The following is a 12,068-nucleotide window of genomic DNA, read 5'->3' as shown; positions in this document are numbered from 1 at the left end:
AAAAATATTCTAAAAATCTGCAAAAAACTATTGACTTTTCTTAGCAGGTTTTATTTCCATAATATCATACAGATAATATTTTCTATCTTTCCACCCTGCCTTCTTCTGTTAAGACCGGTAACGCAAACCGGGATTCATATCTGTACCATCCATATTGAGCATCTTTTCTGTGCTTATTTTTCCGATTTTCCTGAAATTCCTTTTTCGTTGAAATTTCTACTAATTCCGGCAATCCCTGTATTGCGTTGGCTTTTGCCTTTGCACTTGCCCCTTTCAGTCTGTGCGTATAGTTAGAATTTGCATATTCATCCGGAAAATCCGAACCAACATGTACAATTAAAAATAATACTATTAATCATTACAACCTTATTTCCATCAATATCAGTAATAATATTTATATTCCTTCCCATTCATTTCTCCTTTTTATTCGCTTTGTATATAAAAACTTATTGTTAGTATAAATCAAGTATAGTTTGTAATAATTATTTATTCAAGAAAAAAATAACCCAAAACCATTGTCAATCTTATGATTTTACTCTATGATATTTTTATGAAAACCCGGTAACAGTTCCGCCAGGCTGCCCTGTTGCCTGCAAAAATCTATATTGCTGCAAAGCCCGTTCTTATAGAACAGACAGACTTTAATGCTCTCCCGCGAGGGAAGTCCGCAGCGGCTGGTTTACGATGTGGACCGGTTTGACCTTCCGAAATATTCTCTCAGGAACATCACAGACGGCCAGACCGGTTCCGGAAAGGAATAGAATGGATATAAAAATTGCTGTCATTGAAGACGATAAAAAACTGAACGAGGGCATCTGCCTTTCCCTAAAGGAGCCGGGGCGCATCTTCTTTCCCTGCCGCACGCTTGCGCAGGCACGGCAGTGCCTACAGGAAAACAGTCTCAACCTGATTCTTCTCGACGTCAATCTTCCGGACGGCAGCGGCATTGATTTTGTCCGGGAAATACGCGCAAAAAGCCGCACGCCCATCATACTGATTACCGTAAACAATATGGAACTTGACATCGTTACCGGGCTGGAGGCGGGCGCCAACGATTACATCACAAAACCGTTCAGCCTGATGGTTCTGCGGGCGCGTGCCGCCGTGCAGCTTCGGGACTGCACAAAAACAGACAGCGGCATTTCCATCGATGAATTTATCTTTGATTTTGATAAAATGCTGTTTTCCAAAAACGGACAGCACATTGAATTGAGCAAAACGGAGCAGCGCCTGCTGCGCATTCTCGTAGAAAACAGAGGCGCCGCCATCCGCCGGAGCTATTTAATCGATACTGTCTGGCAGGGCGACACCGAATATGTAGATGAGCATGCTCTGACAGTCGCCGTCAAGCGGCTGAGAGATAAGCTGGAGGACGACAGCGCGAATCCCGCATATATTAAAACCATATATGGTATCGGATATATGTGGGCAGTCTGAGCAGTGCCCTGTCTGCAGAAAGGAATCATATCACATGCTGATTATTTTATCTCTTATTACTGTGTGTATTATCACCGGCGTTTTCTGGTACATATTATTTTCCCGCCGCGAGCGGCGGCTTCTTGCCCGTCTGCAGAAAATGGTGGATGACGCATCCGCCGGCAGCCTGCAGCGCAGCGAAATCTCCGAGACAAAATTTTCTGCACTGGAGAACAGTCTGAAAAAATTTTTAAATGACAGTCAGCTCTCAGCCGGAAACCGCCTGCAGCAAAAGGAAGTTATCCAGAGCCTTATCTCCGATATTGCCCACCAGACCCTGACGCCAATTTCCAATATCATGCTGTATGCCGACCTTTTAAAGGAGCATACCGCCGGACCATCCCCAGAAATCGACACTATCTGTGAGCAGACAAAGAAGCTGGATTTTCTGATTCAGTCACTCGTTAAATTGTCGCGCATGGAAAACGGCATTATCAGCGTTCATCCAAAGGAAGAACATATCGGGCAGCTTTTCGATGCTCTGCGCCAGGAATTTGAGGCAAAAGCCGTAGAAAAAGAAATTGCTCTTGAAATTATCCCCTCCTCCTTTTCTGCCGTTTTTGATTTCCGGTGGACGCGCGAAGCAGTCGGAAACATTCTGGATAACGCTATTAAATATACCGCACCTGGAGGACATATCCGCATTTCTTCAGAAAAATATTCCTTTTTCACCCGTCTTGATATCGCAGACAACGGTATCGGCATTGCTGAGGAGGAGCTTAACCGTATTTTTTCACGGTTTTACCGCAGTATGGATGTGGAGGACGAGCCAGGCACCGGAATCGGGCTGTATCTTTCCAGAGAAATTCTCCGTATGCAGAAGGGCTATATAAAAGTAAGCTCCCAAAAAGGAGCCGGGTCCGTATTTTCTGTATTTCTGCCAAATGTCTCATAACTGTAACCTTGTAGAAACCTCCCGGAGATATTCCCATGCTAATATATACTCACAAATGAATATCTGACAGAAACCGATATGACGCAGGTCTGCGCTCTGTTCCGGGTTTTGCCGGATATACAGAATGTCTCATACAATGAGAGGAGGTTCTTATGGATATTTTAAAAACAACACAGCTTACCAAAATTTACGGAAGCGGTGACACGGCTGTCCACGCTCTGGAAAATGTAAACCTGACTGTAGAAAAGGGGGAATTTGCGGCAGTTGTCGGCACCTCCGGCAGCGGAAAATCCACGCTTCTGCATATGATTGGCGGTCTGGACGTTCCCACCTCCGGCAGGGTTTTCGTTGACGGACAGGAACTCGGCGCCATGACCGACGAGCAGCTCACTATTTTCCGCCGCCGCAACATCGGCTTTGTATTTCAGATGTACAATCTTATTCCCATGCTGAATGTCTGGGAAAACATTATTCTTCCGGTAAAACTGGACGGAAAGACACCGGACAGGGACTATCTCCAAAAAATTGTGGAAATACTCGGTCTGGACCAGAAACTCTCCTGCCTGCCGAACGCGCTCTCCGGCGGACAGCAGCAGCGCGTCGCCATCGCCCGTGCGCTTGCGGCAAAGCCTGCCCTTCTGCTCGCGGATGAGCCGACCGGAAATCTTGATTCGAGAACAAGCCAGGATGTGCTGGGACTGCTCAAAATTACCGGTGAAGAATTTTTCCAGACCATAATCATGATTACACACAATGAGGAAATTGCGCAGCTCGCCGACCGCATTCTTCGCATTGAGGACGGACATCTCACCTCCGGCAGCTCGCCGCGCCCCGAAAAAGACAGGCACCCTGACCAGATGAATTTCTCCCTGGAAAATGACGGTTTCGCAGCGCAACATCTGCCTGCTTCCCGGCACCCGGATTTAACGACTGTCTCCCCGGAGAGCTCTGACAGGAGGTGACGCACATGGTAAAAGTAGAAAACCGCAAAACCTTATGGTTTCTCACAAAACAATTTCTGAAAATAAACCGGGCGCGGAATTTCATCGCCATCCTGGCAATTATTTTAACATCCACGCTTTTTACCACACTCTTTACGGGTGCAGGCTCCCTGTTTCTCTCGCAGCTTGAAACAAACAAAAAGAAATATATCACAGATTGTCACGCTATCATCCAGCAGCTTTCTTCTGAAGAGGGACAGCGGGCGGAGACTGTTCTGAAGGATGCTTCCTTCGTGGAAAAATACGGCAAAGATATATTTCTCGGAATTGCCTTCGGAGAAAATTTTCCTTATCTTCTGGAGCTCCATGCAGGCGACGAAAACAGCGCCCGCAATCGTTTTGCCCTGCCCACACAGGGGCGTATGCCGCAGACAAAGAACGAAATCGCCGTAAGCACCACCATACTTGACGCCCTGGGAATTTCTCACAAAACCGGTGAAAAAATAACGCTGCCGGTTTCCATTTCCGATGGCGCGCCGGAAGAAGAAACCTTCACACTTTGCGGCTACTGGAAGGGCGACCTCGTATCGCAGTACCAGTTTGCGTGGGTCTCAGAGGACTATGCACAGGAAAAACTTGCTTCTGACGCTTTAGATGGCGCGTCCGACACTTCGGATAATATTTTCGGAAATGTCTTCTCCTACGCCGTGTGGTTTAAAAATACCCGGACCATTTCCGAAAACATCCGCACCTTAAATACGCTGTCCGGCTTATCCGAAAGCGGGCGCAGCAGCAACGGCTTTTCCATAAGTCCTGCCTATGAAATCGCTTTCAGCGGGGAGGGCGGAATTTCCGTTTCCTCCATAGCGGCTTTCCTGGTTGTCATCCTTCTGGCGGGCTATCTTATTATTTACAATATTTTCAATATCTCCGTAAAAAATGATATCCGCACCTATGGTCTGCTGAAAAATGTCGGTACCACCGGAAAACAGCTAAAGAAAATCGTGCGTATGCAGGCGCTGGTATTATCCGCCGCCGGCATTCCCATCGGGCTGGCGGCAGGTTATATCGCCGGTGTACTGCTAATCCCCGTTCTGACCGCCTCGCTGAACGAAAAAACAGAAACGGTATCCACCGCCCATCCTCTGATTTTCCTTTTTTCGGCTGCGTTTTCGCTGCTTACGGTCTATCTGTCTGTTCTGCAGGCGTGCCGCATCGCAGCGCGGGTATCGCCTGTGGAGGCGCTGCGTCTGGCGGAAAATCCGCAGACCCGCAGGAAAAATAAAAAGAATTTCTCCGTTTCCTGCACGGGAATGGCGCTGCAGAATATGAGCGGCAACTGGAAAAAGGGCGTTATTGTCATGTTGTCCATCGCCATATCGCTTACGACTCTGAATGTCGCAGGTATTCTTATCAGCCGCCACAATTTTAAAGATATCAGCGACCTCTATCTTGCTGCTGATTTTCAGCTCAGCAAGCTGACCAGCACCGCTGATTTCGCCGATTTTCATGCAATTTCGCCCGAAATCCGCCAGACGCTGGATGTCTGCCCCTATGCGCAGGAAACCGGTTACACCTATTTTTCCAGAAAGACGCTTTCCATGCCGGAACACCTGCGCAAAACCTATAAGCGCATTACAGATAAATATCTAGAGCAGTGGGGCTATGACTGGGATGAGACCTGGCAGGAAATCAGCGCCTCCAACCAGATTCCCGTACTTTATATGGGAATTTCCAGAGCAGTCTTTGACCAGCTTGACTGGAGAGGAGAACCTGCCTCCTGGGAAGATTTTCAGAGCGGACAATATGTGATTGTGAATTATCCCTACAATTACTATGTTGATAAAACAGATTATTACTATAAAAAGGGAGACTCCCTGACGATGACTTGCCAAAACGGTGAGGAAAAGACGTATGAGGTGCTGGAGGAAGCAATGCTGCCGTATCTGCTGGACTTTCCTTACACGGAACTGATTTCTGTAAAGGTCTATGTCCCTGATACCGAATACATCGTCTGCACCGGGGATAATTCTGCCATGCGCGCTATCATAAACGCCATACCGGGACAGGAGAAAAAGGTGCAGCAATATATAGAAGAGCTTATTCTGACGGAGGATGATACCTTCCAGTTTACGTCTGTTCTTGATTTAAAGAAGGATTTTAACCGGTATCTCAGCAAATATTACATCATCGGCGGTCTGCTCGCCTTCGTGCTCGCATTGATCGGCATCATGAATTTTTACAACACCACCGCCACCTCTCTCATCAGCCGGAAAAAAGAGCTGGCTCTTTTAGAGGCGGTCGGCATGACCAAAAAACAGCTTCTTGGAATGCTGGTTTTCGAAGGTCTTTTTTACCTTTGCGGCGCTGTCATCATGGCGGGCATCCTCACCTTCCTGTACAGCAGAAGATTTACAGACAGAGCCATCCCCCTGTATGCCTTTCTCCCCTTCGCGCTGATGATTCCGGTGCTGCTCTTCATCGCCTGGGCAATTCCAAAAGTCCAGTTCCGGAAAATGAACCGGGAAAGCGTGGTGGAACGCATCCGGCAGCAATAACTCCATCATCGCCCGGCAGACGCAGGTAATCTCCATAATATATGGCACAGGTAAGCTCTGCCCGGCATAACACCCCGCCCTGCCGGGCGGGGATTACCTGCTACTCCATCAGAAAATCCACCAGATTTTTGTGGATAATTCCCTCTCTGGAGAAATCGAACTTATCCATAGAAATCACATATTTCGGATAGTTATCGGCAACATGGGAGAACGCTTCAAACTCCCGTTTTATCACCTCTTCCGCTGCAAGCAGATACGTCACCTGATAGTATTCCTTTTTTCCGTCTTTGATTGCCACAAAATCAATTTCTCCCTTCGGCGTCTTTCCTACATAAACCTCATAGCCGCGCGTCAGCAGCTCATTGTAGACGACATTTTCCAGCATTGCTCCGATTTCACGCTTAAAGCCAGTATTTTTTATGCTTCCGATCCCGGTGTCTGTCAGATAGTACTTATCCATTCTCATCAGAATCTTTTTTCCACGAATATCATACCGCACCGCTTTTTTCATAATCATCGCCGACACGATTCCATCCAGATAGCCGTACAGCGTTTCCGTAGAAATTTTCCGGTTGATGCTTTCAAAATACTTCGTAATCGACACTGCCGAAAAGGTCTGGGAGGTGTTTGTCACCATATATTCCACCAGACGGTTTAGTCCATCCACTTCTTTTATTTTATTCCGCTGCACAATATCGCGCAGCACGATGGAATTATACAAATCCGTGAGAAATACTTTTGTTTCCGCCTCTGTCTGAAACTGGAACCGCTGCGGCATACCGCCCCATATCACATAATCAAGAAGGATATCCTCTGTAAGCTGCTCTTTTGCAATGCCTTTCAGCTCGCAGACCTCGCGCAGACGGAAAGGATAAATCTGAAAACTTACATAACGCCCCGATAAGAGCGTGGCAAGCTCGCCGGATAACAGTCTGCTGTTGGAGCCGGTGATAAAAATGCTCACATTCATGGTCGCCCGGAATGAATTGATTGCCTTTTCAAAATCTTCTACATTCTGAATCTCATCAAAAAACAGATAATATTTTTTGGAATCTTTTATTTTTTCTTTGATATACCGGTGCAGGTCCATTGCCGTCTGCAGCATACCAAATTCCAGATCCTCAAAATTGATATACAGCAGATGATCCGGCTCTGTGCCCTTCTCCTGCAATTCTTCCGCAATCTGTCTTAAAAGAACGGATTTTCCGCATCTTCTGATTCCCACAATGACCTTCACCAGGTCGGATTCATAAAATGGGCGGATTCTTACCAGATAATCTTCTCTTTTAATCATAGGATACACCTCCATTATCAGTGTACCCTAATTATAACAAAATAAACTTTAAAAATCAATTTTTATTTTGTTCTAACGAAATATTTTTCTATTTTTATCGTTTTATTTTGTTGAAACAAAATAAGATTGCATTTTTCTATTTTGTTTTGTTATAGCAAAATAAGTTTATAAGAGTTTCTTATTTCCCGCTTCCATTTTTTTAAGCTCCGGCAAAACAATACATAACATCGTAATAAAGCATGCCAGCCCTCCAATGATGTTGGACACAGGCTCAGCCATAAATACCCCTTCTGCCCCGAATCCACACACATAAGGAAACAGATACGTCAGCGGAATGACCATAACTACCTTTCTGAAAAGGCTGAAAAACACTGCCTGTTTCTTTTTGTTCAGCGCCTTAAACACGGTCTGTCCGCTGTACTGCAGCGCCTGAAAGATATACGCAAAAAAATACAGGTGCAGCGCCGGAATAGCATCCGAAAGTAATGTCTTATCTGAACTGAATATGGAGATAAACATTTCCGGTCTCCATAATATCATAATCCATACAATAAAGGTATAGGGAACCGTGACTGCCATCATGATAGCAATGGCTTTGCGCACATTTGCAGCCCGCCTGGCTCCATAATTATAGCTTATTATAGGTGAGGTTCCTTCCACTACCGCCATGACCGGGGTATCCAGAATCTGCCGCACAGAGGAGACGATTGTCATAATAGACACATAGATTTCCCCGCCGAAAGTCATCAGCACACTGTTGCAGGCAATCTGCACCAGCGAATTAGTGCACTGCATGATAAAGGGAGCCGTCCCAAGACCCACAATATCTCCAGCGAAAGGAAAATAATCCCGAATCCGGGATACTTTCCGAAAATAAATCCTTTGTTCAAGCTTTTTGCCAAAAAGACAGCGGGCCACCACAATTACAGAACAGCCCTGGGATATCACTGTAGCCACTGCCGCTCCGCTGACTCCCATTTCCAGCACAAAAATAAAAAACGGATCCAGTATCAGGTTGAGCACCGCCCCAACGACCACCGACAGCATACCGATTCCCGGAAATCCCTGGGCATTGATAAAAGGATTCATGCCCGTCGTAACCATAGAGAACAGGGTTCCCGTCAGATAAATGCGAAGATAAACTACCGAATAGCCAATAGCATTATCCGAAGCCCCAAACAGACGAAGAAGCGGCTCCGCAAACACCTCTCCTGCCGCCATGATAACCAGCGCCGTCACCACAAGCAGCCGGAAAGACGTATTCATGATCGTTTCCGCTTTCTCCTTATTTCCTCTTCCCAACTCCATAGAAAAAAGCGGGGAGCCTCCCATGCCAAACATATTCGTAAAGCCGGTAATTAAAATAATAACAGGAAAGCACAGACCTACCGCGCCGAGGGCGCTTGTCCCTTCTCCCGGAATCCTTCCGATATATATTCTGTCCACAATACTGTAAAGCAGACTTAAAACCTGCGCAATCAGCATAGGAAACGCTGTTCTGGCAATATTCTGTGCTATCTTTCCATTTTCAAAATCCACTTGCTTCATATGTGCAATCCTTCTTTACAGAACCTTATATACCGCCGTCTCAAAGGGCTGCAGCGTTACTTCTCCTTTGTGCCGCGTTCCATCATACAAAAGAAGCATCTCTTCTTTGAGGTTTATTTTCTGTGCAGTCTGCATATAATTGAGCACAAACAGGTAACGACTGCCGTTTTTGGTTCTCTGCACGATTTCCACCTCTTTGGGAACTTCCAGCAGATCAGCAAACGGACGCAGCACTCCCGCATAGTCAAGCAGCATCTCCATATTTGTTCTGGAGAAGGTGCTTCCAAAATGCAGTGCTTTTCCTTTCCCGTTTTTCTTTTCAATCAGCGCCGCCGCACCCTTATAATAGCTGTCCGTATAGGAGGCAAGCACGCGCGCACCCTTAAGCGGCCGCATGATATCATGAAACACCGGCATGTCCATTGTCCTGCCGTCATCCCACATGGCGCAGACGGGCGGCTCCGCCGGACTGGCAAATGTAAAATCCGTCACATCCGACCCCGTCAGCTCCTGCAGAAGCCCCGGCTGCGGCAACATCACACATTTTCCATTTTCCTGCTTATAACCGCTGCGGCAGCCGATTATCAGCGTGCCGCCCTGCTCTGTATATTCCCGCAGAAGCGCCGCGCGTTTCTCTGTTATAATAACCGGATGCGGATAAATCAGCAGCGGATATTTTGCCAGGTCCTCCAGCGCGATATCCTCCTGCAGATAAATCACATTATACGGCGTGTGATATATCTGCGACGCCGCAAAAATCTCTTCCTCACTCGCCTGCTGTACTCTTTTATGCCATACATCCACATTCGTATCCCAGCAGTTATCATAATCGTTTAAGACGCCAAATGCCGCCGTATATTCTGCGCCGCACACCTCATCCAGCGTTTCCAGCTTTTTGTAAAAATCCTTTACCTCCGCCAGTTTGCGGTTGTCGCGGTTATCATAGTCGAGAATGCCATGCCAGTAGATTTCCGTTCCCACCGTACAGGTGCGCCAGCGGAAAAAGGAAATATAGTCCGCGCCATGTGCCACACTCTGCATTGCCCAGAGGGTAAGCTGTCCCGGACGCGGCGCCGGTCCTTCCATTCTGGTCGTCCAGCCGTTTGCGCCGGACTGCTGCTCCATAATGCCAAAATGCGGGCAGACAGAGCGGGTCTCCGTCAGCTTTTTCGACCAGTGACGGTCATTTAAATCCTTCGAATTCTGCGGGTCGCAGCCCAGCCCGAAGGCAAAGCTCGGATAAGAATCATAGGTATACACATCCAGACACTCATCCATCATCCGGTGATTGTCCAGATTCCAGAAAATACCGTTCGTGGTGATAAAGTCCGTTTCCTTTTTGTATTTCCGGATAATATCCGCCTGCATACGGCAAAAGCGGATCGTACTCTCAGAAATAAACCGGAAATAATCCAGATGCATATGCGGATTATAGCCCTCATTCAGCAACGGCCGCGGCACGAAAATCTGCTCCCACGCCGTATAGGTCTGGTTCCAGAATACCGTCCCCCACGCCTCATTCAGCGCATCCAGTGTGTGATATTTCTCCTTCAGAAATTTCCGGAAAGCAAGCGAATCCGCTTCAGAATAAAATTCACTTGTTTCGCAGTTCAGCTCGTTATCGATCTGCCAGCCGATGATCGCCGGATGCTTTGCATAATGACTGGCAATTTTCTCAACGATCCTTGCCGATAACTCCTGATACTTCCCGGAATTATAATTATAATGACGCCTCGCTCCATGGCGGTACAACACGCCGTCCTCTCTGCCGTTCAATACCTCCGGATACTTTTCCGTCAGCCATGCCGGAGGCGTTGCCGTTGGCGTTCCAAAGATTACATTCATTTTTTCTTCCTGGCACAAATCCAGAAATTCATCAAAAAAGGTATAATCAAAAAATCCCTCTTCCCGTTCCACCTTGCTCCATGCAAACTCCGCAACACGGACCGTTGAGATTCCCGCCGCCTTCATACGCTGCAGATCTCCGCGCCAGAGATCCTTATCCCAATGTTCCGGGTAATAGCAGGTTCCCATCGTCATTTTGTCCCACTGAAAATTTTGTTTCCTGCGCATAGCTTTTCTCCCTATTTCTAAGTATTGTTTGAATGAAATATCCGTTCTGTGAGCTTTCTCACCCCACAGAGATCAAATATTGTTTTTCTGACATAATCGATCAGACTGCACGAAATATAAATACACAGCGCGATTCCCAGAACACCGGGCACTGCAGCCCACCATGTCCTAAAAGCAAGATTTGCAGATATTCCCTTGATGATATTCTCCCAGATCAGCGGATGCGTATGTATAATATAGACGGAAAACGCCACCGGAGACGCCGTCATAATAATCCTTTTCAGCCACGTTTTCCTGATCTTTACATTTTCAAAAATCAGAAAAAGGCAAAGCGCAGATAAAAAAATCGTCGGCGTCGTGTATCCGGTAAACATCCTGCCAAACCGCGGCTCACCGAACACTTTTCTGGTATGATTTTCTACCACTATTTTAAACGCCCAGGAAAATGCCGTCAATGCAAAATAAACGCAGGCGTACTGATACTTTTTCCATCTTTTAAAGCTGCAGGTGCGGATGCAGGCGCCAAACAGATATAAAATAACCAGCCATACAAAGCTGTAACCGCCCACTAACTGCAAAAAATCTGACTGATTAACCTTCGGCACTGCTGTGACGACACAAAACAGCAAAAACATCACCAGCATCATGCGTCTGCGTTCCTTTTCGTCCAGAGCGTTGACCAGCTTATTCAGATAAGGCATTACGATAAATAATCCGGCATACGCACTGAAATACCAGTAGGTTCCCCAGGAAACCGGAAAAATTGCTTTCCACAGACTGTTTTCCATTAAAAGATCAGGCGCGGCAATCCAGTAAAGAAGTGTAATTCCGGCGGAATAGAAAAAGACATTCAGCCACAGCTCCAGAAGCCGTGCAGGACGATGCCTGCCGGTAATACCGACGTATCCGGACAAAATACCGTAGCAGTCTACCGCACAGTAAGCGCAGGTTTCCAGAAACCAGCAGGCGTAGTATGTGCTCTCATTTCCCTGCATACGCGCCATCGCTCCTCCCGGTGAAAGGACATGCAGATTGACAATTAGGAACATGCATATCATGCGCAGCATATCCAGACCGTAATTTCTTTCTTTTTTCATCATATCGTATATCTTCCCTCTTACTTATTTCAAAAAATATGCTTCACTCACCCTGCGGAAGCTTTTTATGGCTTTTTCATAAACTCTTTCCGGTATAAAAAAAGCACCGACTCAAAGGAATCAGTGCTTTGATCATGAAGCATCGGGGATTCGAACCCCGGACAACTTGATTAAAAGTCAAGTGCT

Annotated in this window: 7 protein-coding genes and 1 pseudogene; 4 read left to right on the top strand and 4 right to left on the bottom strand. The window is 46.7% G+C overall.

All coding sequences use genetic code 11. From position 1 onward, the window contains the following. Positions 1–762 precede the first annotated feature (762 nt). The 4 genes and pseudogenes from ACLU9Q_RS19255 (at position 763) to ACLU9Q_RS19240 (ending at position 5,870) form a co-directional block, all read left to right on the top strand. Complete coding sequence (locus tag ACLU9Q_RS19255) at positions 763–1,437, top strand: response regulator transcription factor (RefSeq protein ID WP_302592205.1); 675 nt, start codon at positions 763–765, stop codon at positions 1,435–1,437. Between the two features lie 34 nt (positions 1,438–1,471). Continuing rightward, on the top strand, positions 1,472–2,371 hold the full coding sequence (locus ACLU9Q_RS19250) for a sensor histidine kinase (protein WP_302592206.1): 900 nt from the start codon (positions 1,472–1,474) through the stop codon (positions 2,369–2,371). Between the two features lie 152 nt (positions 2,372–2,523). Beyond that, a pseudogene (locus tag ACLU9Q_RS19245) lies at positions 2,524–3,189 on the top strand (ABC transporter ATP-binding protein); the annotation flags it as partial. A gap of 149 nt (positions 3,190–3,338) precedes the next feature. Beyond that, positions 3,339–5,870: an ABC transporter permease gene (locus ACLU9Q_RS19240; RefSeq protein ID WP_302592207.1), complete on the top strand. Its 2,532-nt coding sequence runs from the start codon at positions 3,339–3,341 to the stop codon at positions 5,868–5,870. Positions 5,871–5,970: 100 nt separating this feature from the next. On the opposite strand, the gene ACLU9Q_RS19235 is transcribed toward ACLU9Q_RS19240, so the two are convergent. The 4 genes from ACLU9Q_RS19235 to ACLU9Q_RS19220 all read right to left on the bottom strand — a co-directional run bounded on the left by ACLU9Q_RS19235 (position 5,971) and on the right by ACLU9Q_RS19220 (position 11,885). After that, positions 5,971–7,164, bottom strand: coding sequence for an ATP-binding protein (locus ACLU9Q_RS19235; RefSeq protein ID WP_302592208.1), 1,194 nt, complete (start codon positions 7,162–7,164; stop codon positions 5,971–5,973). A 165-nt stretch (positions 7,165–7,329) separates the two neighbouring features. Further along, complete coding sequence (locus tag ACLU9Q_RS19230; protein ID WP_412625851.1) at positions 7,330–8,712, bottom strand: MATE family efflux transporter; 1,383 nt, start codon at positions 8,710–8,712, stop codon at positions 7,330–7,332. Positions 8,713–8,727: 15 nt separating this feature from the next. Further along, positions 8,728–10,785 (bottom strand): beta-galactosidase, encoded by a 2,058-nt coding sequence (locus ACLU9Q_RS19225; RefSeq protein ID WP_296839823.1) that lies wholly within the window; start codon positions 10,783–10,785, stop codon positions 8,728–8,730. A gap of 17 nt (positions 10,786–10,802) precedes the next feature. After that, a complete protein-coding gene (locus ACLU9Q_RS19220; protein WP_296906644.1) occupies positions 10,803–11,885 on the bottom strand; it encodes an acyltransferase in 1,083 nt (360 codons plus the stop codon). Positions 11,886–12,068: the final 183 nt, after the last annotated feature.

Origin of the sequence: Marvinbryantia sp. (assembly GCF_047017445.1) — a bacterium.
GTDB lineage: Bacteria > Bacillota > Clostridia > Lachnospirales > Lachnospiraceae > Marvinbryantia.
The sequence above is the reverse complement of the archived record's forward strand: the minus strand, read 5'-3'. Positions and strand labels throughout refer to the sequence as shown.